General features: G+C 66.2%; 18 protein-coding genes and 1 pseudogene. 13 read left to right on the forward strand and 6 right to left on the reverse strand.

Annotation, left to right across the window (positions count from 1 at the left end; genetic code table 11):
- On the forward strand, positions 1-600 hold a 600-nt coding region (locus Vau01_RS05755), incomplete at its 5' end, for an Rv0361 family membrane protein (RefSeq protein WP_203988097.1).
- Here the strand turns inward: Vau01_RS05755 and Vau01_RS05760 are convergent.
- Entirely contained in the window at positions 592-1794 is a 1203-nt protein-coding gene (locus Vau01_RS05760; protein WP_203988098.1) for an AfsR/SARP family transcriptional regulator, read from the reverse strand. The genes Vau01_RS05755 and Vau01_RS05760 overlap by 9 nt on opposite strands.
- A 62-nt stretch (positions 1795-1856) precedes the next feature.
- On the opposite strand from Vau01_RS05760, the gene Vau01_RS05765 reads away from it, so the two are divergent.
- Together Vau01_RS05765 and Vau01_RS05770 are read left to right on the forward strand one after the other, a co-directional pair.
- Positions 1857-2384: a hypothetical protein gene (locus Vau01_RS05765; RefSeq protein ID WP_203988099.1), complete on the forward strand. Its 528-nt coding sequence runs from the start codon at positions 1857-1859 to the stop codon at positions 2382-2384.
- 32 nt (positions 2385-2416) lie between these two features.
- Positions 2417-2632 (forward strand): hypothetical protein, encoded by a 216-nt coding sequence (locus Vau01_RS05770; protein WP_203988100.1) that lies wholly within the window; start codon positions 2417-2419, stop codon positions 2630-2632.
- On the opposite strand, the gene Vau01_RS05775 is transcribed toward Vau01_RS05770, so the two are convergent.
- On the reverse strand, positions 2629-2994 hold the full coding sequence (locus Vau01_RS05775) for a hypothetical protein (protein ID WP_203988101.1): 366 nt from the start codon (positions 2992-2994) through the stop codon (positions 2629-2631). The two genes, Vau01_RS05770 and Vau01_RS05775, sit on opposite strands and share 4 nt — an antisense overlap.
- Positions 2995-3038: 44 nt before the next feature.
- Here Vau01_RS05775 and Vau01_RS05780 point away from each other — a divergent pair, with 44 nt between their 5' ends.
- A complete protein-coding gene (locus tag Vau01_RS05780; RefSeq protein WP_239151338.1) occupies positions 3039-4520 on the forward strand; it encodes an MFS transporter in 1482 nt (493 codons plus the stop codon).
- A 57-nt stretch (positions 4521-4577) separates the two neighbouring features.
- Positions 4578-4985 carry a hypothetical protein gene (locus Vau01_RS05785; protein WP_203988102.1) on the forward strand — a complete coding sequence of 136 codons (408 nt, stop codon included), beginning with the start codon at positions 4578-4580 and terminating at the stop codon, positions 4983-4985.
- Between the two features lie 75 nt (positions 4986-5060).
- Here the strand turns inward: Vau01_RS05785 and Vau01_RS05790 are convergent, their stop codons facing one another.
- A complete protein-coding gene (locus tag Vau01_RS05790; RefSeq protein WP_203988103.1) occupies positions 5061-8756 on the reverse strand; it encodes a S8 family serine peptidase in 3696 nt (1231 codons plus the stop codon).
- Positions 8757-8876: 120 nt separating this feature from the next.
- Between Vau01_RS05790 and Vau01_RS05795 the strand changes: the two genes are divergently transcribed.
- A complete protein-coding gene (locus Vau01_RS05795) occupies positions 8877-9842 on the forward strand; it encodes a helix-turn-helix domain-containing protein (RefSeq protein WP_203988104.1) in 966 nt (321 codons plus the stop codon).
- Positions 9843-9846: 4 nt separating this feature from the next.
- On the opposite strand, the gene Vau01_RS05800 is transcribed toward Vau01_RS05795, so the two are convergent.
- Both Vau01_RS05800 and Vau01_RS64540 read right to left on the reverse strand, forming a co-directional pair.
- Positions 9847-11397, reverse strand: coding sequence for an MFS transporter (locus Vau01_RS05800; protein ID WP_203988105.1), 1551 nt, complete (start codon positions 11395-11397; stop codon positions 9847-9849).
- Between the two features lie 538 nt (positions 11398-11935).
- A complete protein-coding gene (locus Vau01_RS64540) occupies positions 11936-12061 on the reverse strand; it encodes a hypothetical protein (protein ID WP_275423918.1) in 126 nt (41 codons plus the stop codon).
- On the opposite strand from Vau01_RS64540, the gene Vau01_RS64545 reads away from it, so the two are divergent.
- From Vau01_RS64545 to Vau01_RS05830, 6 genes and pseudogenes are all read left to right on the forward strand, one after another.
- Positions 12062-12418, forward strand: coding sequence for a cyanobactin maturation protease PatG family protein (locus Vau01_RS64545; protein WP_203988107.1), 357 nt, complete (start codon positions 12062-12064; stop codon positions 12416-12418). It begins immediately after the preceding gene.
- A gap of 1386 nt (positions 12419-13804) precedes the next feature.
- Positions 13805-14892 (forward strand): annotated as a pseudogene (locus Vau01_RS05810) (IS630 family transposase).
- 340 nt (positions 14893-15232) lie between these two features.
- Positions 15233-16714, forward strand: a complete 1482-nt coding sequence (purF, locus tag Vau01_RS05815; protein WP_203988108.1) for an amidophosphoribosyltransferase — start codon at positions 15233-15235, stop codon at positions 16712-16714.
- A 1113-nt stretch (positions 16715-17827) separates the two neighbouring features.
- Positions 17828-18760 carry a diiron oxygenase gene (locus Vau01_RS05820; protein ID WP_203988109.1) on the forward strand — a complete coding sequence of 311 codons (933 nt, stop codon included), beginning with the start codon at positions 17828-17830 and terminating at the stop codon, positions 18758-18760.
- Positions 18761-18833: 73 nt separating this feature from the next.
- Positions 18834-20513, forward strand: coding sequence for a toll/interleukin-1 receptor domain-containing protein (locus tag Vau01_RS05825; RefSeq protein ID WP_203988110.1), 1680 nt, complete (start codon positions 18834-18836; stop codon positions 20511-20513).
- 147 nt (positions 20514-20660) lie between these two features.
- Positions 20661-23495 (forward strand): COR domain-containing protein, encoded by a 2835-nt coding sequence (locus tag Vau01_RS05830; RefSeq protein WP_203988111.1) that lies wholly within the window; start codon positions 20661-20663, stop codon positions 23493-23495.
- 225 nt (positions 23496-23720) lie between these two features.
- On the opposite strand, the gene Vau01_RS05835 is transcribed toward Vau01_RS05830, so the two are convergent.
- A complete protein-coding gene (locus Vau01_RS05835; protein WP_203988112.1) occupies positions 23721-24395 on the reverse strand; it encodes an MOSC domain-containing protein in 675 nt (224 codons plus the stop codon).
- A gap of 1705 nt (positions 24396-26100) precedes the next feature.
- Here Vau01_RS05835 and Vau01_RS63200 point away from each other — a divergent pair.
- Positions 26101-26262, forward strand: a complete 162-nt coding sequence (locus Vau01_RS63200; protein WP_239151340.1) for a hypothetical protein — start codon at positions 26101-26103, stop codon at positions 26260-26262.
- Positions 26263-26304: the final 42 nt, after the last annotated feature.

Raw genomic sequence — 26304 nt, forward strand, 5'->3', positions numbered from 1 at the left:
CCGCCCTACCCCGGCCAGCCACCCGCATCCGGACCGCCGTTCCTCGGCCCACCACCCGCGTCCGGACCGCCCTACCCGGGAGCGCCCCAGCCGGCGCGGCCACCCCGCCGGACCGGGCTCATCCTGGGCGCCGCCGGCGTCGCACTCCTGCTGATCGCGGCCGTCGTCATCGTCGCGGTTCTGGTGGGGCGGGGTGGCGACACCGGTGTGGCGCTCGGGAACAGCGACGAGGCTCAGATCCGCCGGGTGCTCACGCGGTTCGCGGTGGCCGTCGACCGGAACGACCGGGGTGGGATCGTCGCCGCGCTCTGTGCCGAAGAGGCCGAGACGTTCACCGAGGGCGTCGGCGAGGCGGAGGACCCGGAACCGGACACCTCCTCGTCGCCGCCGCCGGTCGAGATCTCCGACATACGCGTCACCGGCGACGTCGCCAGCGTGCGCGTCGCCCGTCCGCCCGTGCCCGCGACGACGATGTACCTGCGCAAGGAGGACGGCGTCTGGAAGGTCTGCGCCGCCGCCGAAGCCCAGCCGTCGCCAAGCGGGAGCAGCAGCGGCAGCCCGAGCGCATCAGCGAGCCCGAGCGCAAGCCCGTCAAGGTGACCCTCCCAGCGCCGCGAAGATGGTGTCGGCGCGTGCCCGGGCACGTGCCGCATCGGCCGGGTGGCCGGCGCCGTCGTGCGCCCGCACCAACGCGCGCAGGGCCACCGCGAGCAGGAAGCTGTTCCGCGTCGCGGCGCTCAGGGTGACCGCCTGCCGCAACAACGGAACGGCCCGGCCCGGCCGCCCGGACGCCACCTCCACCTCGCCGAGCAGCCGCATCCCGTACGCCACGCCGAAGCCGCTCCCCAACTCCCGGCACCGCTCCAGCCCAAGGCCCACCTCCCGCCGCGCCCGCTGCAGCGAAAGCGACGAGAGCAAAGAAGACGAAGAACGCAGCAACAGTTCGCCGCTACTGAGCAACAGGCACGCCTCGTGCAGGGAATCACCGAGGTCGCGGTGCAGCGCACCGGCCCGGTCGAGCAGCCGCGCCGCCTCGGCGAACCGGCCCTCCTCGCGCGCCACGATTCCGAGCAACTGCAACGCCCGCGCCTCCGCCGCCGGGTCGCCCGCGGCGATCGACCGGGTCAATGCGATCGACAGGTGTCGACGCGCCTGCGGATACCGGCCCTGCTCGCGCAGGCACACCCCCAACAGTTCATGCAACGGCTGCGCGCGGCCGTCGGTCCGCAACGCGGCCCGCGCGGCCGCGATCGCGCGTCGGTGGTCACCCGCCACGGCCAGGCGCCGGGCGGTCGCGGCAATATTTGCTACGGGCACAGTGCCAGCCCGGTCGACCGCGGCGACGCTTCGACCGGCGAGTTCGGCCTCCACCCGCCGCCGGCACGCCGTCAGCCTGCTCACCTCGTCACCGATGAAGGCCGAATCGTCGAGACCCGCGAAAGCGTCGCCCCGCCACAGGCCGAGCGCCTCCCGGCGGCGACCCTGGTCGGCCAGGTCCTCGAAGCGGGTGGCATCGAGTTCACCGCGCCCGATCCGCAGCAGGTAGCCGGGCGTCCGGTACTCGATGCGCGCGGGGTCGCGCAGCGTGCGACGCAACCGGTGGACGTACACCTGCAGGTTGTTCACCGTCCCGGTCGACGGCCACACCGCGTCCCGCAGCAGGTCGGCCGGCACGACCGCGTTCGGCCGGCAGAGCAGCGCGGCGAGCAGCGTCCGTTGCCGGGTGGAGCCGAGCGGCACCGGCTCGCCGTCGCAGGTGACCTCCAGCGGGCCGAGAACCCGCACGCTCAGCATGCGTCCCATCGTCCCCCGGCGATGTAAGTGGCCTGTAAGCGACCGCCACCAGGGTGACCACCATGAGACGCCTTGTCGCAGTTCTTCTCGCCGCCCTGCTGGTGCTCGCCGCGCCCGGTCCGGCCCGGGCCCACGACGGCGCGCCGGTGGTGACCCACCCGGTGCCGACCGCGCTGACGCTGCCGGCCGGCGCCGTCTGCGCGTTCGACGTGCGGGTGGAGTTCCCGGTGACCGACCTGACCCGCCACACCTGGTACGCCGACGGCGGCCGGCCGGTGTTCGCGGTCGAGACCGGCACCATGATCGCCGACTTCACCGCGGTCGCGACCGGCCGGACCGTGCGCCGCGACCTGTCCGGCACCGGCTACTACGCCTACCCGGACGAGCGGACCACGATCCTGAGTGGCACCCGGATCGTCGCCCTGCTCGGCCCGAACGACCGGCCGGCCAACCGGCTGCTGTTCTCCGGCGGCGGATTCATGTCCGTGCGGGTCACCGTTTCCGGCTCCGGTACCCGTGTGCGTACGGTCATCGTGAACCCGCCGACGGCCGAGGACATCTGCGCTACGTTGGCCCGAGTGGCGGCTTGACCTGCTCGAACTGATGTTCGATAGTCGGTCGGGTGGAAGCACCGAAGACGCTGGAGCACTGGTTCACCAACGTGCCGGCCCAGACCGGCCGCCGCGACCTCTACCTGCGGGTCAACCCCGCCGGTCCGCTGTGGGAGATCGAGGCCCGGCACGCCGGCCGGGTCTCGCTCACGGAGTACGGCTCCGAGGCACATGCCCGCCGCATCCTCACGAATCTCCTCGCGAACGGCCAGTGGCGCAGAATCTAGCGCCGAGGCGGTTCGCGGCCCGCGGCGAGTTCGCTGAAGACGTGGTCGGGGTCGCGCTGCAACCAGTAGCGGAACAGCAGCGACACGCCACCGTCGGCGGCACCGAACGAGCCGATCGGCTGGGCCGCGTCGACCAGGTAACGCGGCTCGTCCCACTGTTGCGCCACCACCGCCAGCGGACGGGCGCCGGTCACCAGGATCCAGGTGGCCCGCCCGCCGGCGATGGTGGCCAGGTAACGCCGTTCCAGCAGGTCCCGGACCACCTCGGCCAGCGGACGATCGGGCGGCACGTCGATGGTCACGGCGTGCGGATCGGCGTCGTCACCGGCGGCGACGCTCATGCGGTCCACTGTGATCTTCATCGTGCCCCAACCCCCGCGACCGCTCCGTCGTCAACACTCATTGTGTGAAGCCTAGGCCGGCCCCGGACGCCAACCGGGCGGAGCAGGCGCCGGCGCTCAGCCGGCGCCGTCGGCTGCTGGTGCTGACGATCTGCTGCCTGAGCCTCGTGATCGTCGCGATGGACATCTCCATCGTCAACCTCGCGCTGCCCGACATCCGCCGTGACCTCGACGCCTCCGTGTCCGAACTGCAGTGGACGGTCGACGCGTACACGCTCGTACTGGCGAGCTTCCTGGTGCTCGCCGGCTCGACGGCCGACCGGGTGGGTCGCCGGCGCATCTTCCTCACCGGCCTCGCGGTCTTCGGGGTCGGCTCGCTGCTGTGCGGGCTGGCGCCGAGCATCGGCTGGCTGATCGCGGCCCGCGTGCTGCAGGCGGTCGGCGGCACGATGCTCAACCCGGTGGCGATGGCGATCGTCGTCAACACGTTCCCGGACCGGGCCGAGCGGGCCCGGGCGATCGGCGTGTGGGCCGCGATGTCCGGCCTGGCGCTGGCGCTCGGCCCGATCATCGGTGGCGCGCTGGTCGACAGCCTCGGGTGGCGCGCGATCTTCTGGATCAACGTGCCGATCGTGGTCGGCGCGGCGGTGGGCACGCTGGTGGTCGTCCCGGAGTCGCGGGCGCTCCGGGCCCGGCGGGTCGACCCGGTCGGCCAGCTGCTGGTGATCCTGGTACTGGGCAGCCTGGTCTACGCGATCATCGAATCGCCCCACCTGGGCTGGACGTCGCCGGTGATCATCGGGCTGCTCGGCGCCACCGTCCTCGGCACGGTCGGAATCCTGCTGTACGAGCCGCGCCGGGCCGATCCGCTGCTCGAACTGCGGCTGTTCCGCAGTATTCCGTTCAGCGCGGCGATCCTCATGGCGGTGTGGGCGTTCTGCGCGTTCGGGGCGTTCCTCTTCGTCACCACGCTGTACCTGCAGGAGGTGCGCGGCTTCTCCGCGCTCGCGGCCGGGCTGTGCCTGATCCCGCTCGGCCTGATGATCGTGCTGATCGCGCCGGTCACCGGCCGCATCATCAGCGCCCGCGGCACCCGCCTGCCGCTGGTGGTGTCGGGCGCGGCGCTGACCCTGGGCGGGGTGGCGTCGCTCTGGTTGGGGCCGGCGTCTCCGCTGGTCGCGGTGCTCGGGACCTATCTGCTGTTCGGCATTTTTCAGGGGACGATCAACGCGCCGATCACGAACACGGCGGTGTCCGGGATGCCGGGTTCGATGGCCGGCGTGGCGACGTCGGTGGCCTCCTCCGGCCGGCAGACCGGCATCACCCTGGGCGTCGCGATCGCCGGAACGATCATGGGTGGCGGCTCCGTGGCACGCGGGGTGTGGTGGATGGTGACCGGGCTCGGCGTCGGAATCGTGGCGCTGAGCCTGCTGAGCACCAACCGGTGGGCCCGCGCCTCGGCCGATCGGGCGGCCGGGCTGTTCGAACAGGTCGAACGCGGGCCGACTACCCAATTGAGGCCACACCCCGGGCGGCACAGACTGTGACCGTCCGCCGGTCGTGCATTCTTCTCGCGTTCCGGCCCGCTTGATTGAAGGATTTCCGTGCGCCCTCGATACGTCCTGTTCGCGTTGTCCGCCACCGCCGCGCTGCTGCTGTCCGGCTGTTCCTCGTCGGCCGACGAGTACGCCGACTCGCTGAAGAAGGCGGGCTTCGACCACGTCAAGGTGACGCAGGACAAGGAGACCAAGAAGGTCTACAACAAGAAAAAGAAGAAGAACGAGTCGAAGTCGGAGATCGTCGCCTACGACTTCGACTGGACCGTCAACACCGACGCCGACGGCACCACGTGTGTGGTCGAGCTCGAGCACGCCGCGTCCAAGTCCGGGTCGCTGACCGGCAACGGCTGGTACATCGACGAGGTCAACGGCAACGACGTCAGCGACAGCCCGACGAGCCCGAACCCCGACGCCGTCCGCGAGTACCTGAAGTCGCACAACGTCGACTGCTGAGTCATACCGCGCCGAAGGGCGGCTCCCCGCCACCTTGGGGAGCCGCCCTTCACCGCGACCGGACCGGCCTGTCGGTCAGCCGCGGCCCACCTTCCACGCCCGCTGGATCGTCTGGTCGAGACGGTTTCCGTGGGCATCGGTGGCAGTGGCCCGGATCGAAGCGAAAGCGGCGCCCTGCGGTGCGGCCGGCATCATGAACACCTGGACCCCGCTGAAGCCGTGGCCGTCGACGCGCGTCCAGTGCTTGCCGTCGTCGTAGGAGATCTCCATCCGCACCGTGATCGGCCCGCGGCCGCGGACGCCCGGCTGGTACCCCGATCGCACCACGAGCGGGTACCGGCGCTGTGCCGCGACGGTGTTGCGCAGGTCGGTGCCGAGCATGTAGTCGAGCTGGAGCAGCGGCAGCACGTCCGTCACGCCCGGCGCGGGGCGGGCCGAGCGGAACGTCCACGTCGACTCCGTCGCGGTCGAGGTCGCCCACCAGTCCGCCGTGCGCCGCACCGACATGTGCAACGCGTACGTGGCCGCGTCGGGCGGCACGGTGACCTGCAGGTTCGGCAGCGTGGTCGCGCCGACGGGTACGCCGTTGCGCCGCAGGCTCAGTTGCACCTCGTCGGAGCTGTAGGCCGGCCAGCCGTACGTGCTCGCCGAGCCGTCGGCGTAATGCGGGATCGCGACCCGGATGGCGTCGTTGGCCCGGTTGACCGGCGCGCCGTAGGCAAGGTCGGCCCCGGTGGCCGGCACCGCCGGCCGCACGATCGCCGGGAACCACACCTCGCGGACCCGCTCGCCGCCGCGGTACGTGCGGCCCACGTTCGTCATCGTGCCGCGTGCCGACCAGCCGGACAGGTCGACGGCCGCCTCGTGCCGCCAGGTCACCTGGCCACCCGCGGTGTCGGTGTTCAGGTAGTCGGTGCGGCGGAACGGCGTCGGCACCTCGTGGTACGCCGAGTACGCGGCGAGCGCCGTCGGCGTGATCGCGTACCGGGTGTCGGCGGCCCGTCCACCGGCGCCCGCGTCGTGGAACTCCGCCTCGACGGTGGCCAACGACATCCGCCGCGTGTCGTAGGTGAGGTCGGCCGGGATCGAGCGTTGCGCGGCCAGCAGCAGCTGGTAGGTGTACGGGCTGTCGGGCACGCCGGTGAGGTCGAGCGTGACCCGCCGGCCGCCGCGTAGTCGGTCGAGCAGTTGCCGGGCGTCGGCGTGCTCCAGCGTGTACGCGGGCAGCGCCCGCGACGACGTCCCGATGGTGAAGAACGTGTCGGCGTCGGACCGCAGCAGAACCAGCTTCGCGCCGGCCTCGGCGGCGGCCTGGATCTTGTCACCGGCGTCCTCGCCGTCGACGCCGCGGACCAGCACCACCTTGCCGCGGGCGCCGGCCCGCGCCAGCTCGGCCGGGGTGCCGTCGCCGGCGTCGACCAGGTCGGTCCGGAGGCGACCGTCGAGCAGCGCGGCCCCCTCGACCGGCCGCGGATTGATTCCGTCGACGGTCAGTTGCGGCTCGGCCAGGTCGACGTGGGCGGAGAACTCGAACGTTCCGAGCGTCACCGGCGCGGTCGGCGCCGCCGAGTAGCGGGTCGTGACCTGCGGATTGAACCCGAACCCGGTGATGATCGACTGCTGGCCGAGCGTCCGCTGCCACGCCATGGTGACGTTACGCGGCTGCGCGTCCTGCGGGGTGACGACCTTCAGCGGCCGCGCCTGTCGCGCGTCGAAGCGCAGCGTGCGGTCGCCGTTGATCTCCACCTGCGGTAGGCCGAGCAGCGTCGCCTCGCGGGCCCAGTCGGCGGCGTCGACGGTGAACACGAAGACCATCACGGCGTACCGGCCGGCCGGCACCCGCAGCGTCGCCGGCTCGGTGCCGATGATCCCGCGCTGCAGCTCACCTGTGTCGAGGTTCCACAGCTGCGCCTGGCTGAACGAGCCCGGCGCCCGCCCGTCCCGGGCCAGCGCCGAGACGGTCACCGAAAATGTCGGACCGTCGACGATGAACCCGACCGGGACCCGCGTGGTGCCGCCGCCACCCGTGGCGACGACCTGGCCGGTGTACGTCCCGCCCTTGGTCGCGTCGGGGTCCAGCCGCACCGTCGCGTCGGCCCGGCCGCCGGCCGGGATGGTCAGGCGGGACGGGCTGACGCCCAGCGCCGCCGGCGGGGTGCCCGGCGCGCGGGCCGCCACCGTCAGGTCGAGGGTCACCGGTGTACGTCCCGTGTTGCGGTAGCTGACCTGCGTCGACAGCGGCTGGCGGCGCTTGCCGGTCCACTCCACGTGCCCGAACCCGATCGACGCCGGGCCGGCCTGGACGGTGGACCGGACGGCGGCGGCAACGTCGACCATGCCGGTGCCGGTCGCGGTCGGATGCGTGGCGTCCACCGGACGGGCGCTGCCCACCAGCGCGGCCTTGAGCTCGCCGGACCGCCAGTCGGGGTGCTGCTGGGCCAGCAGGGCCGCCGCCCCGGCGACGTGCGGCGTGGCCATCGACGTCCCGGACATCGACGTGTACGACGCGTCCACCAGTTCGCCGACGCCGGTGCCGGTGGCCCGGGCCGACACGATGTTCACGCCGGGCGCGGTGATCTCCGGCTTCACCGCGCCGTCGCCGAGCCGTGGACCGCGGCTGGAGAACGACGCCAGGTCACCGGTGTTGGAGACGGCGCCGACGGTGAGCGCGGTGGTCGCCGCGCCCGGGGTCTCCACGGTCCCCTCGTCCGGGCCGGAGTTGCCGGCGGCGATGACGAACAGCGTGCCGGAGCTCTTCGTGAGGCTGTCGACCGCGGCGCTGACCGGGTCGGTCCCGTCGCTCGGGCCGCCGCCGATGCTGATGTTCACCACCCGGGCGCCCTGTGCCACCGCCCATTCCATCCCGGCGATCGCCCACGACAGTTCACCGGTGCCCGCGCCGTCGAGCACCCGCCCGACCAGCAGCCGGGCACCGGGCGCGACGCCACGACGCGCGCCGGCGCTCGCGGCGCCGGTACCGGCCAGCGTCGCGGCCACGTGCGTGCCGTGCCCGTGACTGTCCACAGTGGACCCTTCGCCGGTGAAGTCGGCGGCGCCGGCGACCCGGCCGGCGAGGTCGGGGTGCTTCGGGTCGTAGCCGGTGTCGAGGACGGCCACCGTGACGCCGGAACCGTCGTAGCCGCTGGCCCACACCGCGGGCGCACCGATCGCCGAGATGTTGTCGCTGAGCGCGGCGCGCATCTTCCGGTCGAGCCAGACCTTGGTCACGCCCGAGGCGAGCCCGGTCCGGGTGACCAGCTCCCACACCCTGCGGACGCCGGCCTTCTCGGCGGTCACCGCCGAGGCGTCGATGCTGGCCAGCTCGGTCCGGAGGGTCAGCCCGGCCGTCGCGCGCAAGGCGGTCGCGCCGGCGCCGGGCCCGTGTCCCAGGAGCAAAGGCAGGGTGGACCGGGACGCGTCGTCGAATCCCGCGGCAACCAGATCGGTGACGTTGAACAGCGCCTCGTCGACCCGTCCGTCGAGCACGTACGGCACCGCCTCGTTCGGGATGACGTACGTGTCGCCGTCGCGGGTCGTCAGCTGGTAGCCGTACCGGCCACCCGGCCCGCCCGGATCCACGGCGGCCGCCTGCCGCCCGTCGGCGAGCGTGGTCAGCCGGACGACGTCGCCGGTCAGGAGAGTGACGACGCGCGTAATCGACGGCCCGGCCGGGTCCCGCGGCGTCGCCGGCGCTGCGTGCGCGCCGATCGGCCCCACCCCGACGGAGAGCACCATCACCAGGACCGCAACTACATTGCGTAGCGACCTCACAACGTCTCCCCTGGTCTTGCCGGCGATAACCCGCGCAGTGTCACACTTGGTAGCCGCCGCTCGGAAGATCATCTATGCGGCGCACCTGCGCCGTGGCGCAACTGAGCCAAGGAGGTCGGCATGCTGGAGGCCGCGGGGCTGAGCGCCGCCGAGGAATCGGTCTATCTGGCGTTGCTCCGCAAGGGCGCGGCGACCGCCGAGCAGTTGGCCAACCGCACGCAGCAGGCGCCGACGCGGGTCGCCCGGGCCGTGGCCGGCCTGCACCGCAAGGGCCTCGTGCACCGGACGCCGCCGCCGTCCGATCTCATCGTCCCGGTCCCCCCGGATCTTGCCTTCGATCAGCTCATCCAGCGCCGGCGGGAAGACCTGGAGCGGGTCCGGGAGGCCGCCCAGCAGTTGTCGGCCGAGTCGCGGGCCCGGTCGACGAGCCGGCGCACCGGGGAACTGATCGAGATCGTGCAGGGCCGGGGCGGCGTGCGCGGCGCGTTCGAGCGCGTGCAGCACGCGGCCCGTAGCGAGATGCGCGTCCTCGTGGCCCCGCCCTACGCCGCAACCGCGCAGGTCAACCAGACCCAGCTGGCCCGGGGCGGGGAGGTGACCTACCGCGCCGTGTACACCACCGAGGCCCTCGCCGAGCCCGGGTTCATGGCGGCGGTCAGCGAGCACGTGCTCGCCGGTGAACAGGCCCGCCTCGCCCCCGTCGTCCCCACCAAGCTCGCCATCGCCGACCGCGCCCTCGCCCTGCTGCCGCTGTCGTGGACCGCCGCCGCCCAGGACACCGCGCTCCTGGTGCACCCGTGCGGCCTGCTCGACGCGCTGGTCGCGCTGTTCGAGGGCGTGTGGACGACCGCCAGTCCCCTGGTGATCACCGGACCGGCCGAGGTGCGTCCGCTGGAGGCCGTCGACAAGCACGACCGCCAGCTCCTGTCGTTGCTGGTCGCCGGGATGACCGACGAGGCCGCCGGCGCCCGGCTGGGCATGAGCCGGCGCACGGTGGTCCGCCGGGTGCAGCACATGATGGCCGCGACCGGCTCCCAGTCGCGCATCCAGTTGGGCTGGCGGGTCCGCGAGCGGGGCTGGTTGTGAGGCGCTACCGCTTCCAGACCTCGTGCAGCCCCGCGCCGTCGGCCAGGCTGTACGAGACCCGCAGCAGCCGATCGGCCCGCAGCCGGCTGCAGAGCCGTGCGGCCACGTGGCGCTGGTCGGCCGCCGGCGTGACGGCGACGGCCACGTCACCGACAGCGACGAAGTCGCCGAGAATGCCGGCCAGCCGGTCCTGCGCCCCGCGGTAGAGCGCGGCCTGCAGGCCCACCACGCCGTGCCGGGGCAGCCGGTCACGAAGCCCCGCCACCAGTGCGTTGCCGCTGAGCCGCGACCGCTGCGGCGCGTCCGATCCGTAGACCACCACCAGCTCGTCGCTGGTCGCCAGCTCGGCCAGCCGACTCACCACCGCCGCGACACCCCACCGGGTGTCAGACTCGTCGACGACCGCCACCGTCATCACCGTCGGGCCGGCTGCGGGCTCGAAGTGCACGGCGAGCCCCATGCTGATCCGCAGGTCACGCGCCCGCACGTACAGCGCCACCCCGAGCAGCGCCGCCGCCAGCAGCAACCACGACACGGCGGCGTGATCCGCAGCGATCAACAATGCGGCCGGCAGCAGCGACCCGAGCGCCGCCACCGCACCGGTCACCCCCATCACCGCACCGACGCTGTCCGCCCGGGCCGCCTTGCCGATCAGGGCCAGCAGGGCACCGCTGGCAATGCCATCACAGATGGCGATGGCCGTGATCACCGGAATCGTCAGCCACCAGCCCGTCGGCCGCACCGCCAGCAGCAGGCACAGGCCTGCGGCAAAGGCATAGCAGACCGTCAACAGCCGCGCCGTGGGCCGCCGATCGGTCCACCATCCACCCACCAGCCGCGCGAATGCCGCCAGCCCCACCACCGCTCCGGTGACCGCCAGGGCGGCGAACCAGGTGAGGTCCAGCACCATGGTCAGGTAGACCGGCAGATAGACGGCGACCGCCACGATGCCGCCCAGCGCGAGCGCGTACAAAATCGACAACGACGTCGTCGACGCCAGCCGGACCATCGTCATCACCGAACCCCGACGTCGCCCTCCGCCCGGATCGCGCACAAGGCCTGCCGCCACCCCGGCAAAGGCCACCAGCAACCCGCCCAGCACCAGCGCCGCCGACCGCCCGTCCGGATCGAAGGCCCGCGAAACCGCCGAGATCCCCACCGCCACCACCGGCCCGAGCCCGAACACGCCCAGAGCCAGACCCCGACCGCCATACGGCACGCTCCGCGACAGCAACGCCCCGCCGACCACGAACGCGCCGCCCGCAATGCCGGTCGCGGCGCCGGCAAGGACCACCGCCGGAAACGTCTCCGCCACGGCCAGCCCCACCACCGAAGCCGCCGTACCGAGGCTGACCACCGGAAACATCACCCGGGCGCCATACCGATCGGTGAGCACTCCGACCGGCAAACGCACGAAAGCCCCGACGAGCAGCGGCAATCCCACCAGGAGCACCTGATCCCGCGGCGGCACCTCAAACCGGTCGTGCAACTGCGGTCCGAACAGAATCCAGGCCCGCAGGTTCAAGCCCAACCCCACCGTGGCAACCACCACCATCACGGCCACCCTCGGCCGTGACGCCCTCCTGATGGCCTCCACGCCGTTCAGCGTGCGCCCAGGTCGCTGTGCCCCACCACCCCCAGACGGGCCGTTAACCTTGACCAATTCCAGATCCTGGACTCACCTTTCGCGTGCGGGAAAGAACTCGAACAGATCCGCAAACCGGGCGGAGACAAGAAATATGAGCGCGGGCCGCCGGCTCGTCCATCGTTGACCGATGTTGGACTCCGGTACACAGCAAGAAACCCGAGCCTGATCGACCCGGGTTCAAGTAAGCGAACAATGGTGGAGCTGAGGGGATTTGAACCCCTGACCCCCTCTTACCGACAGTCACGGTCTCAACCTTGTCGTTCGTTGTCGAATTCAGTTGTTGACCTGCTGGAACGCAAGGTCAGAGTGATCGCTTCTTGTCACTGATTGTCAATGCTTGGCGCGGGTTTTCGGGAGGTAAACGGGGGCCCGTTTCGGTGCCCGGCGGTCTTGCTGGACACCGCCACTTGCGCCGTGGCGGAGTCGCGGCGGCGGTCCGCACGACTCACGCCGAACCCTGGTGGCGGCCGTCATGCTGCGCGGCGATCAGCATCGAGGGCTCCGCCGGCACGTCGCGGGCGGAGCTGAATCCAACGATGACGATTACGATGACCCGGGCGGCGGTCGGCACGTGCCAGGTACCACGGCACGACGCGCTGACTCATCAGCCAGGGGTACGCGCCGGCCCGGCCGAACTGCCAGCGTAGTCCTCCAGCGGTGTCTCATCCTCGGACTGCAGGACGGGCTCCCCGGGATCGGGGCGCCAGGGCTCGGGCGTGCGGCCCAGGCGCACGCCAACAACAGCACTCTCACCAGCGTCGAGGTGCGATCGTCCCGGCTGAGCGGGGTCCGCCGGGTCCGCAACGTGGTCTTCACCTTCATGCATCGGCAGACCGGTGTCCCGGAGCGGCTGTTCGTCGCCGTCGACGTCACCGACAAGTTGCCGTTCATCGTCACGAAGCTCGCCCCGTACTACGAGCGCATGTAGGCGGTGGGGAATCCGATGTGCATCGGGCGCGGGCTTGCTCGGATCCACCGGCCGGGATCGTCCGCGCGGATCACCGAGCCCGTGCACCGCTACCTGGAGGGCAGGGTCCGTGCGATGCCGCCCACCGTCCGGCAGGCGATCCATCGGTCGCTCAACGGGCGGGACACGCGGGCCGTTCGTGGCGGACTGCCCGACCCCGGCCGCAGCCGACCGCCGTAGATCGTGCCCAGCCCAGTCCGGAGGGAAGCGGCGGCCACCGCTGGGTGACCCGCCAGCGGTCAACCTCTGGCGCCGGGGCGAGGATCCGGACGGACACCTGACGGTCCAGCACATCGGCGGGCCGGCCGGCTTGCAGGTAGTCGACCAGGGCACTGACCCACGTCGACCGGCAGCCGCAGCCGGTCCCGGCGCTGGCGTTTGCCCCGTACCACCAACTCCCCGGCCCGCCGGTCGACGTCGTCCCGGGTCGAGTCCGGCGACTTCCACACAACGCAGCCCGAGCCGGGACAGCAGCGTCAGCATCGCGAAGTCGCGGCGACCGGACGCGCTGGTGCGGTCGCAGGAGACCAGCAGAGCATCAACCTGAGCCGGTGACAGACTGCGTGGCAATCCGGCCGGCCGGTGCGCGACCTTCGGCACCACATCTGTAAGCTCCGGCGCCGTGCTGATGGCCGCGATCTGGCAGCAGCCCGGGAGCTGGCCGTACTGCTACGTGAGCAAGGCAGTCTGAATGAACGCCGTCGTCGTGATGAGGCCGGCGGCCAAGACGCCACGCGAGAACTGGCCGGCCTGCTACGAGCGCAGGCAACCCTACAGAGGCCATCGCCGTCCTTCGCCGTGCCGCCGACGCCGGTGATGAGGACGCTGCCCGGAGCTGGCGAAGCAGCTCCGGGAGATGTGCGGCCTTGAAGAAACTGGTCGGCATTTGTCGCTACCAGTACACGCTTGGGGGGATCGGGGGCCACCGGCACGGCGGGGTTCTGGACCTCCGGCGGCCCGTAGTCGTATCGAGGCTCGAGATCGGCGTACCGCAGTTGTGCTGATCTACGACAGCGACCTAATCGAGCGTGCGCTGGTCACCGACGCTGAGCGTGCGCTGACTCGGATCCGGCACCGTCCGCCGTCGGAGGAGCCGAGTCTGGCCGCTCTGGTCGGCGATGACCACCGGCTCGCGGGCCCTGGTCGACGTTCTGTATCATCTCGCCGCCAGGCAGCCAGTGTACGGTCGTGGCGGTGCCGCAGCGTCGTAGGCCAAGCTACGCTGCTCCTGGCTTCGACCGCGACACTGGCGACGGGCTAGTGCTCTGACCGGAAACGTTGGCCGGGTTCGTTGACACGCCGGTCGGCGTCCGTGGTCGTGGTGTCGCGGCGGTTGATGGTGTGGGGGTGGCAGAACCAGTTCGGGTGCGTCGCCTGAGTGATCATGAAGGTCAGCGACTACAGCAGATCGTCCGCCGTGGAACCGGGTCGCCGATTCGCCTGCGGCGGGCGATGGTGGTGCTGGCCTCGGCCGGTGGGAACACCGTCGCGGCGATCGCTCGGCTGGTCCAGGCCGACGAGGACACGATCCGTCAGGTCATCCATCGGTTTAACGAGACGGGCCTGGCCAGCCTGGACCCTCGATGGGCGGGTGGCCGTCCCCGCCTGATCAGTGACAGCGATGAGCGGTTCATCATCGTGGCGGCCACCACCCGCCCCGAGAAGTTGGGGGCGCCGTTCACCCGCTGGAGCCTGCGCAAACTCGTCGACTGGCTGGCCCACAACCGCGGCCTGCGCCGGGTCAAGGTCAGCCGGGAACGGCTGCGGGAACTGCTGCACAAGCACGAGATCAGCTTCCAACGAACCAAGACGTGGAAGGAATCCAACGACCCGCACCGGGAAGCGAAACTCGCCCGCATCGAAGAGGTGACCTCGCGGTTCCCGGACCGGGTGTTCGCCTTCGACGAGTTCGGACCGCTGACCATCCGCCCGTACGCCGGCGCCGCCTGGACACCGAAGAACCGGCCCGACCGGCCGCCGGCGAACTACCACAAGCTCCACGGCGTGCGGCAGTTCCACGGCTGCTACTCCGTCGGCGACGACACCATGTGGGGCATCGTCCGCCGTAAGAAATCAGCGGCGAACACCCTCGCGGCACTCAAGTCGATCCGCGCCGCTCGCCCGGACGGCGCGCCGATCTACGTCATCCTGGACAACCTGTCCGCGCACAAAGGCGCGGCGATCAGGGCATGGGCGGCCCGCAACCGGGTCGACTGTGCTTCACCCCGACCTACTGCTCGTGGGCGAACCCGATCGAGGCCAACTTCGGGCCGCTCCGAGCGTTCGTCATCGCCGGGTCGAACCACCCCAACCACACCGTCCTGACCCGCGCCCGCCACCCCGACGTCCTGGCAGCCCAACGCCGCGAACGCGCCCGCATCCGCTCCGAACGCCAACGCCGCTGGGGCCAAACCGCCACACGAGCAGTCGCCTGACCCAACACCCTCAACGTTCCGGTCAGAGCACTAGCTGGGGGTGTCGATGGGGCCGTGCCGTGCCAGGATCACGGTCACTGGTGGGCATGTGTCTCCGGAAGTGGGTCGTAGCCCTCGCTCGGTGCCCGCACCAACCAGATCGGGCGGTGGAGTATGGAACCCCCAGTCCCAGACTGGGCCACTTCGCAGACGCCGCCGGACGCCCGCGCTATGTGTCTCACTCGAAGCGGTGAGTGCCTTCGGCGTGGCTGGACACGGAGCCGGGTTCCGTGAGACGTATACTGTTGACCCACGGGGTCAGGCCACACATTGCGAGCGACAAGGACAGCTGGGAGCTGTAGTGCGCCGAGGCGACGGACATCTGAATCAGGACCTGGATCCAGACAATCGACGACCGCAGGATCACTGCGGCGTCTTCGGGGTCTGGGCGCCCGACGAGGATGTCGCCAAGTTAACCTACTTCGGGCTATACGCCTTGCAGCATCGTGGGCAGGAAGCCGCCGGCATCGCGGTCTCCGACGGACAAGGAATCCTCGTTTTCAAGGATGTTGGGCTAGTTGCTCAGGTCTTCGACGAGAAAATTCTAGCGGGCCTTCGCGGTCACATTGCAATCGGCCACACTCGGTACTCGACCACGGGCGCTTCATCGTGGGAGAACGCGCAACCTACGTTAAGCGAAACTCCTCCTGGCTTGGATGGAGCGGCCGGCGCATCCGTAGCACTCGCCCATAACGGTAACCTAGTCAACACGGCACAGCTTCGGCGTGAGGTTGAGGCACTCGGGCTGACACAACATCGCGGCCCCATTTCGACCACTGATACGGCGGTCGTTTCCGCGTTGCTCAGTGCCTATCCTGATCTCTCTGTTACCGAAGCAGCAATGCGGCTTCTTCCCAGGTTGGAGGGTGCCTTTAGCTTTGTATTCATGGACCAAGATACCCTCTACGCCGCGCGGGATGCCCACGGTGTGCGACCCCTCATTCTTGGCCGTCTTGAACGAGGCTGGGCGATTGCAAGCGAGACAGCAGCGTTGGAAACGATAGGGGCGAGTGCAGTTCGTGAGATTGAGCCTGGTGAGCTCCTGGCAATAGACGACCATGGTTTGCGTTCTTTGCGGTTTGCGAATCCGAAGCCGAGGGGTTGCCTGGTCGAGTATGTCTATTTCTCGCGACCGGATTCGGTCATCTCCGGCCGAAATGTATACGCAAGCCGCGTCGCACTTGGACAGGCCTTAGCGCGGGAACACCCGGCCGACGCCGATATCGTGATTGGCGTTCCAGAATCCGGTATTCCTGCAGCAATCGGCTACGCTCAAGAATCAGGTATCCCATATAGCGTCGGCCTCATAAAGAACTCCTACATTGGACGCACGTTCATTCAGCCAACACAATCAATTCGTCAATTAGGTGTACGGCTCAAGCTAAATGCAATTCGCGAGATCATTCAAGGAAAGCGTGTGGTGGTCGTTGACGATTCCTTAATACGTGGGAACACTCTACGCTCGATCGTTAGGATGATTAGGGCCGCCGGAGCGATCGAGGTTCACGCGAGGATCTCCTCTCCTCCCATCAAGTGGCCATGTTTCTACGGGATCGACATGGCTTCGAAGGCCGAGTTTATCTCGACGGGTCTGGATGTAGATGGGGTCCGTCGAGCGGTCGGAGCCGACTCGCTTGGCCATGTTTCGATGGACGGATTGGTCCGCGCAACCGAGCAGCCGGAATCTCGACTGTGTCGCGCATGCTTTGACGGTGATTACCCCACGGCGACTCCTGAACAACGGCTATCCGAGCTTGAACGAGTAGCTCCAACTCCAAGCTAGGTTTCAGATCCGCGGCGACCTCACCCTCGTCGCGTTGCAACTGGCCTCCCAGATCAGTAGTCCAGCTCGGAATGGCATGTAGGACCAACGATGGCTCATTGCGGCGCGCGGGCGCGGCGGTGCTGACATCGGCGGAGTTGCCTGTAGCTGGCCGGGCCCGATGCCGAGTTCCCGGAACCGAGGCTCGGGCCGCACAGTCACCGATCCGGTCGCCGCTGCGTCGGCGAGAGTGGAATACGACGGGCATAGGTGGCGATCACCGCACCTGCCGATCTACCGGCCGCAACTGGCGGCTGCTGATCCGTCGCCGTCTGTCCGATGGGTGAACTGGCTAGCTACCGCCGTTGCTTACCCCCGCCGCGCTGGCCAACCCTTGTGCCGATGGCGAGTGCCCGGCGGTGCGTGAAGACCAGCCTGGTAATCAGCCAGAACGCCACGCGCCAAACGAACGCCAGGTCCGCGCGGGATTCCTGTCCGGGTATGGCTTGGAGTGCAGAGCTGAGCACGGGTGAACCGTGCAGAGCGTGCATTGGTTATCCGTCCCACGTAAGGTGCTGGGCGTGACGCTGCCCCGGCCATGATCGAGTTGGCTTGGGGCCGGCTGGCGATGGGCGTTGGACGAGCAGCGGTGGCTGGATGTACGTCAGTTCCGGGGTTGCACGAGGCTGGCGCCAGCGTTTCCGAGATCGCTCGTGTGACCCGCCTGAACTGGGCGGACGGTGAAGAAGTACCTGGCGGCTGAAGCGCGTCGAACGTGCGTAGCGTGAGAAAGAAGGCCGCCAAAATCGAAGCGGGTCGCTTCTGATCGCGGACACGAAAAGAGTCCGCGAATACTCCCCGCCAAGCATCGCGAAGATCGTACCAACGCCTTCCAGTTCGTTTGATCAATTCACGTTCTGGATCTTCAACTAACGTCGACCCGATCTTGTACCAGCTCACCGGTTCGTCACGGCTTCGCAAGGCGGACTCTCAAGTGTCTAATCATACGATCACCGTCAGTGCGTTGGGAGCTTGCAGATGTGCCCACTCTGAGGTAAGAACAGGATGCTACGCGTTGTGACTTAGCATCCGACACTCCGACGTTGGCCACGAATCTACCTCAGTGAGGAAAGAATGGCAGGTCCCTACGATGATCGGTATAAGTCCCGTTTCGAAATGTGGGATGACCAGGCTTGGGTCCGATCCAAGCCACATCGAGTCGAGCCGTTCGATCCGAATCTCCAGTACTTTAGCCCGGAATTGTCCACGCTGCTCACCCATCCTGAAGTCGCAGCCGCGCCCCCAGGTATCATTAAAGAGATTCTAGTATATAACTTATATACATATCTCGAGTTCACGGTTCGCCTTGAAACCGGGCCGGTCAACGAGGTCTGTGTAATGCTGCGGTCGCCTCAGTTCCTTCCGTGGCTGCCATCCAAGATGAAGGATGATGCGCTCCGGATATATACGGATGAGGCCGGGCATGCTGAGATGTCTCACTCACTAATAGCGGCAGTCGTGAAAGAGACGCGCGTCGCACCCGTGCCGCAGGATCCACAATTCCTCGGACAACTGAGGCAGTTGTATCACGACAACCTGCCCGCTTTTCAACCCTTCATCAAGCTGTTCTTCGTTGTCGTGTCCGAGACCTTGATTACCGGAACGCTGACGCGATTGCCTCAAGATCGCAAAGTCCAAACTGCAGTGCGAGACCTCGCGAGGGATCACGCGTCCGATGAGGGACGCCATCATGCATACTTCAAACAGCTCTTTGAGTATGTTTGGCCGAAACTCCCCGTTCCGCTTCGCAAGAAGTTCGGCCCGATGTTGCCGGCAGTCATACATGCATTTCTGGCGCCGGACGAGCTGGGACTCCGCACGATTCTGGAGCGATTTCCGAGCCACTTTCCAGATCCATATCGGATCGTGAGCGAAATAATGCACATGGACTCGACTTACAGCGCGATTCTGTCCGGCGCACAACCGACTATCCGGATTCTTCGCCAGGTTGGCTTGCTAGAGGATGAGGAGACACGAGAGGCTCTCGCCCGATACCGATTGGTGTAGGCAGGCAGCCGGCTCGTAAATTGACAAGGCGGAACATGGGAATGACGGGTGGACGTCTATGAGAAGCGAAGTCATGCTGGCACTGCTGTCGGTGCCACTAGCCGATCCGCACGTGACTAGTCATCTTCGCTCGTTCTCGGTGGATCAACTTCAGAGATCCCTGTCCGACTGGCTGCGCGAGGTCGAAATGCTCGATCCACACCTGAGAGTCGATCAGCTGCCACGTCCAGGATCAATGAGCAGTACCACGTTCTTGATCAGCCACCCACCATCCGGCTCGGAGTTGACCGTAGCTTTCTTAGTAATAGACGATGCACTCGCGGACGACACCGCGCGGCTGGGGGAACAAACCCACCGTTCCGCAATTCAATGCGACCAACTTGTGGCCCTAAGTTGTCTTGACGTAGAAGACGACCGCTTGCCGCTCGTTCAAGAGACGCTCGCGAACAATCTGCAACATCCGGAGACGCTGCTATACCTTGAGCCGAGATGGTCGGCTGCACTACTTGTCGAGCAGATGCGCCCTTTGATCTGGGGTGTAACGGCGCAAGACGACGAGGTCGCCGTGTTCTTGAACGCGACGATATCTCCCTATTTCGAATCCCGCCGTCGGGATAGCGCGTTCGCCAGCCCGATAGTGGTTGAGCGGTCGATCGACGATGTCGCTTCAACGATGGCCGCGGTTTGGGGAAAGAATGAAGACGCAACGAGGCGGCTCCGCGATTCGCGACGAATTGCGTATCCGAGGACCAATATCCTATCGTGCGTTACGTACCTTCCTCCGGTAGCGCACTCGCTAGACGCAATCCAGCGGTTCTATAAGCTTCAAGGTGCCGCGGACGAGGCCATCGACGCCATCGCCGAACGATCACTGGATCGCGAGAAGACGTGGCTCGACCATTTGCAGACGCACAAGCGAATCGACATCGTGGACCGCTTCGTTCTTGAGGAATACCTGGCGTCGCCGGACTATTACCAGATGCCGCTTACCGAGGCTGAATTGGCGCAGCAACTGGAGCGTCTTCGTCGACTTCTATTGGAGGACAATTACACGCTGTGCCTATCACCCGAGGCCATAAACATATGCTTCGAGGTGCGGGGGGATGAGGTCCGAATCCGGTCCGATCGACGGAATCGGGGTGTACCACGTGCGGGCCGAATCTCAACCGTCACAATACGGGAGCCCGATACCGCGAGCATATTCGAACGTGAGTTCTGGAGCCTATTCCGGCAGACCGAGCGGGAGTTTAAAGACAAAGGCGCCGTGATCGCCTGGATTGAAAACCGAGTGCGAATCTTCGCCGCGAACAGGAATGCGCGGTTTGAGCAAAGATATGACGTCGCCTTGCTATTTCCCGAAGATGACCGGGACCAGGCACGTGGTTTTGCCCTTGAACTGCAACGGCAAGGCCTTCGAGTGTGGCTCGACGAATGGAGTGTTGCGCCAGGACGCTACTGGCAGCTGAGCCTCGAAGGGTCCGCGCCTGAGATCGGCTGCGTTGCAATTTGTATCGGGAATGCTGGCCAAGCTTCTGCCGGAAGTGTTGCTGACGTTGAGGCAGCTCTTTCACAACTCGTGAGACATGACGCAATTTCGCTAACCGTAGTCATGCCGGGAGCGAGCGCCCCGCAGATAGGGAGTGATCTTCTACCAACACGCCGGATTGTTGATCTAAGTGGCGAAGATCCTGCGGCCGCCGCCAGTACGCTGAAGGTTGTTGTGCATGAAATGTCGAGATCCCGTGAAGACTAAGTCCTGCGAATTGGTCGGCGCTGCCGGCAATCAGCGGCGCCCGATACGGCTTGAGCCTGTCGGTCGCGGTAGTCATCGGAAACGTTCGCGGAGTCTGATGCTCATGAATTGTCGTCGCATAGCAGCAATCTACAGCAGGGGATTGACATGGTGTCCGTTAACGATCGGATAGCCAGCGCGGCGGCGGACCGTAGCTCCGAACTGATCCTCTCCGGACTTGGGCTGACCGAGCTGCCCGAGGAGGTCCGAAGTCTTTCCGGCCTTACGAGTCTGGATCTCAGCAACAACGAACTCGCGACACTGCCCCCTTGGCTCGCCGACTTCACGGCTCTCGAACGCCTGGACGCCAGTGGCAACAACTTGCAATCGGTACCGGAGTCGTTGCGAACCCTGCGGTCGATTCGGACCCTCTACTTGAGTGACAATCGAATTTCCTACTTGCCAACCTGGATCTGTGATCTAGGGTCACTTCGCAAGCTCGACCTCGAAGGAAATCTACTTACAATTCTGCCCGCCTGTATCGGGAATTTAACAGAGCTAACCCATCTGTACGCGGCTCGAAATAGCCTGGCCACAGTTCCGTTTTCGTTGGCCGCACTTGAGAGCGCCCATATAGATTTGGAACGGAATCCGCTGGCACCAGAATTGCGAGCCGCGTACGAGGAAAGCACCGATGACTTACGTGCGTTTCTTCGAAACCTGGAACGAGACGGCGAGTTCATGCGCGAAGCGAAGCTGATTCTCGTCGGTGAAGGCGGCGTTGGCAAGAGCAGCCTACTGGCGACTCTGCGTGATGAGGAATGGATTCCTGATCGCACTATGACTCACGGCATTGAGGTCAAGCCACTCGTCGTATCCGTGCGGGGCGTGTCGATTAGCCTGAATGGATGGGATTTTGGCGGTCAGGCCGTTCTGCGGCCGACGCACCAGCTTTTCTTCACGGCGCCTGCCGTCTATCTGGTTGTGTGGAATCCCCGCATGGGTCCCGAACGGAATTTCGTTGAGTACTGGATCCGGCTAATTCGGCATCGCGCTGGGACTGATGTTCGTGTGCTCGTAGTCGCGACGCATGCCGAACACGACCAACGCAACCTCCATGTCGACGAAAGGAGCCTTCGGGACCAGTTTGGGGATATGATTAGCGGGTTCCATTACATCGATAGCCGTACAGGACTCGGTATCGATGAGCTCCGACACTCAGTAGGGTTGACGGCCGAGCAGTTGCCGCATGTGGGGCGCTGGTATCCACGCAGTTGGAAACAGCTGCGCGATGCGCTTCACGAGGGTGGTTCGCCCTATCTTACCTACCCGGCCTACGAACGGATCGCCGGCGAACACGGACTTCCCCGAGTCGAGGCACGGTCGATGGCGCGGATCGCAAGCGCACTCGGGTATTGGATCTACTACTCGGAGGATGTTGGTCTCTCAGACGTCGTCATCCTGAAACCAGACTGGCTGAGTACCGCGATCAGCCTGGTCTTGGACGATCCGGAGACGGCGCGCGTCCATGGGCTCCTCCAGCATCGCAGGCTGCCTCGTCTATGGAACGACGCGTCCCGCTCGCAGCGGTATCCGCCGCATCTCTATCCGGCATTCTTACAATTGATGGAAAAATTCGATATTTCGTATCGAATACCGGATCGATCGGATGGGGTAGGACCGTCAAGCCTGGTGGCCCAGTTGGTTCCGCCGCAAATGCCCAGCATGACGCAATGGACAGAGTATGGCCGCGAACTTGAGGCAAGCAAACTTGTGTGTGAGGTCGTTGACTCGGCAGGCGGCGAGCCAACGGCACCAGAAGGGCTAATGTACCAGTTGATAGTCCGTTTGCACAGCTTGTCTCTTGGCCGGAACGACTTCGAACGGTCTATTCATTGGCAGGGCGGAATGGTGCTCGACGACGAGTACAACGGCCGGGCTCTGCTTACGATTTCTGGCAACAAGATCACAGTTGAGGTCCGCGCGGCCTATCCGCAATTCTTGTTGCATCGCCTCACAGAGGACGTGCGCAGGCATGTGGAGAAGTTCTGGAAGGGCCTGGCCGTACGGATCATGGTCCCGTGTCAGGACGAATGTGGAGACCGGACGCCCGGCGCTGGGCTGTTTGATGTCGAGCACCTCGTAGCTAGCCGCTCTCACGGACACTCCGCTTTCCCATGCTCCCGTTGCGGTACGTGGCTCCAGATCGACTCCCTGTTAGAAGGTAGCGAGCCAGCCACGTCCCGTGGCAGTGACCTTGCCGACGCTATAGATGCAGTTATCGGTCCGAGGCTGGCTGAACTTCAGAGCGCCGTAGTAACGCAGGGGCGTCAAACGCTGGAGGCCGTGGGTGACTTAGAGTTCTCGACACAGCGCGCGCTCAGTCAAGCTGAGGAGCGCTATACCAACTTGATTCTCGCGCTTGATGAGGAGGCCCGGGACGGCCCGAGACTCATAACCGTCGCCGTGTTGGAGCCGAAGCTTTTGCGCGGTGGATTCGCTAAATGCAAGGTTCGGGTAACGCTATGGTGTGAGCATTCGCGCCTACCTATTCACGTGCTCGATGGCGGCGGTGGTAGAGGACTCTACGAGATCGAAGTGACTAGGGATTGGCTTGTTAAGGCCGCCCCATGGATCAAGGCGACGTCCATGGTCATTAAGTCGCTTCTACCGGCGGGCTTTCTCATTCCGGAGATCGATTTGTCCGGCCTTGCGAAGGATGCCGTCGATCGAGCGATGGAGTCGACACTGACTTCACTTAACGAGGTCCCGGGATTGCAGAGCCGGGTCGACGCTGCCTCTTCCTCTCAATACGGAAGAGATGTTCGTGCGGATGGTTCGCTCCTCCGCACCCTTCACGCGTTCTTGCGGCAGAATGACCCATCGTTCGGTGGCCTCGAGCGTGTTCGGCTTCGTGATCGGTACTTGTGGGTGCATCCGCGTTTCGTGAATCGCTATCGGCTTCCTCCGCCCGAGGTACCCGCAGTACGTGGTGTCGAGTGAGCAAGCTTGATGCCGCGCAGTCGGTGACTTTCGCGCGATGGAGGAAATCCAAATATGTCGGCGCAGGCCTAGCCTGATGCGGTAGGACGCGATGGGCCGGATGTGACCACGTTGCTACCGTGGTTACGGCTCTGCGGCTAAGGAGTCACTCATTGACCGGGAGGCGGCGTTGATTCCAACATGCTTACCCGCGGAGCGAACCGATCGGCGGACTTCGAAACCTCCTCAGCAAGTCGAGCGCGAAGAGATTCTGGCTCTTCTTCGGGCGAGCTCCTTGATCGATTCGGGTAGCGCATCGGCTTCAAGAAGTGACGACAGGAGGTCCGGATCGACGAGAAGAGCGCGGAACGTTAGGTCAATGGTGACATCGTGCGTCGGTGTATGAATTACTTCGACGCGGTCGCCTGGTTTGATTTCGCCCTCTTCGATGACGCGAAGAAAGGCGCCGGGTGCACCGTGGGCGATGAACCGCTTAACCCATCGGTCCTCGTTCATCCAATGGGCAAAGGTGCCGCAAGGCTTTCGGGGGCCAGAGACCTCAAGGATCACCTGTTCACCTACTCGCCACCGCTGGCCGATCACCGCGTAGGTCAGGTCAACGCCGACAGTGGTAATGTTTTCTCCAAACATGCCACATGTGAGTTCGCGTTGTAGAGTCAACTCCCACGCATCAAGATCCTCTCTGGCGTAGGCATAAACAGCCTGATCGTCACCGCCGTGATGCGCGTAATCGAAGACCGTGTCATCCACGATTCCGCTGCCGAGACCCGTGCCCTTTGGGCCAGGGGCCCGTACGTAGATCGGTCCGTCAATTGGTCTACGATCTATCGCGGTGGTGCCGACGCTTTTGGCGGGGTTTGGGCGAGGTACGCCTATGTTAACTGTCTGGATGCGCGACATGCACTTAGCGTACCCTGTTGCGTATTCGGTCGCATCGCGTGCTGCTCGATTTCGTGAAGTGTGAGCGTCAGCGATTGGGGGCCTTACAACATTGATCGACCTACAGCCGCGTAGCCGGCCATTCTCGTCGCCGATAAGTCAACCGCTTCCACCTCGCTGTGCAGTGGAGTGCCTCGATCAATTGAGTCGACGCCGCCGAGACCTTCGCCGTAGCGACGTACAGCCGGGTGTTGCCCGACGTTCGGCGTGAGCGGGACGGCGACGCTGCCGGTAAATGGGAACGCGAGACGCCGTTCCCATTTACCGTGTCGGCGCGGCGCTCATGACGTCGGGACGGCGCTCATCGGATCGCCGGGATTTGGGCGCGGCGGTGCCTGGCTTGTCGGCGTTGATCAGTCGGCCGGGACCGGGTAAGGAGTCTCCGGCCGACCAGAAGGTTGATCAAGGGGCCAGGGGTCGGCGTGTCGTTCGAAACGATGTCGGAAGGCGCGGACCGCGCCGGCAAGTGCCTGACCGCGTTGCAGAGTGCTGTGGTTTGTACGGTGAGGCCGCCGAGCACGTATGCGACATCGCCACGAGTACGCCGCAGACCTTCCTCGTGGCCTCCCAGCCGACCCCACCCGCCGACCAACGAGTCCCCCGCACCGAAGCGGTGCAGGTCCGCACCGCACTCCAGCCCATATCCGCCAGGTTCGAACTGGTGGCACTCTTGAGCGGCACTACACGCCGGTTCCTCACTTACACCGTCCCGTCTCGCTTGCCGGACCCGTGCCGTCTGGCAGTACCAGCACATTCCGTCGTTGTCAGGGCGCTTGCCCACCCTCACCGGCGCCTCCCGGGATCAGGCTGTCCCGGCTTCACCACGCTGCTACGACAGCGCGGCAGCGAAGGTCTCAGCTCGTTGCTGACGTTGCGCAACGCCCGACGCGCAGCCGTGGCCAACAGCGGCGGCGCGAACGCGAGGGGACCTCAGATGGGCCTATTCCATTTATCTCACTGCCTGCCGACAGTTCGTCGACTAACTCAAACAGCCCGCGAAACGAGTTGACGTGGTCCGATCAACCGATGGCCTCTCCGACGGGGCCTGGCTTCGCTGAATGGGGTCTACTTAGATTAGCCAGGCGAACGATGCCCCGTTTGCGACAGCCGTCCCAAGCTAGGACAATTCGGGGCAATGATGCACCAGATGGGTGGGCGATGTTGAAATGGATCGAGTTTAGGGATTGTCGCGGCGAGATCCAGCGGATAGATCTCGAGGAAGACGATCTCATGCCGAGCGAAGTTTCGGACCCGAACAGCGCCTATGCGCCTCTGAATCGCGACGATGACGAAGGTGAAGGGGTCGCAACCCATCAGAGGTCATGATCTGTTTGGAGCCTTGACGCCGATCAGCACAGCGCCATGTTGGTTCACTATTTGGAATGCATAGACCGACTCATAGCGCGGATGATGTGTCGGTAGGAGTCGCGGGCGAGGTAGCGCTTGGGAGAGCGGCGGATTTCCCGGCTGGTCTGGCCTTGTGCGGTGCTTCGGTCGATGCAGTGGCTGGGTGCGTTGCCGGGCCGGTTGACCAGATACAGCACTTCCCGGGTGTGGCATCAAACCGCAGCACGCCGGTGACCTGTGGGGTGTCATAACCCGTCGGACCGTCGTTGAGCTGGCGAGCGGCGTCCACGGCGCCTGACCTGCGGCAGGATCGTTGCTCATGTCGCTACGCCTGCTCTACCTCGCGTTCCGCCGCACCACCGAATGGCTGGCGCTGCTCACCCGCGGCAATTCGGCCAAGGATGTCGAGATTCTGGTCCTCCGTCACGAGAACGCGATCCTGCGTCGGACCAGTCCCAGGCCACAGCTGGACTGGGACTGACCGCGCGAGCCTCGCTGCCCTGCTCAGACTGCTCCCCCGCCA

This window comes from Virgisporangium aurantiacum, assembly GCF_016863635.1.
GTDB lineage: Bacteria > Actinomycetota > Actinomycetes > Mycobacteriales > Micromonosporaceae > Virgisporangium > Virgisporangium aurantiacum.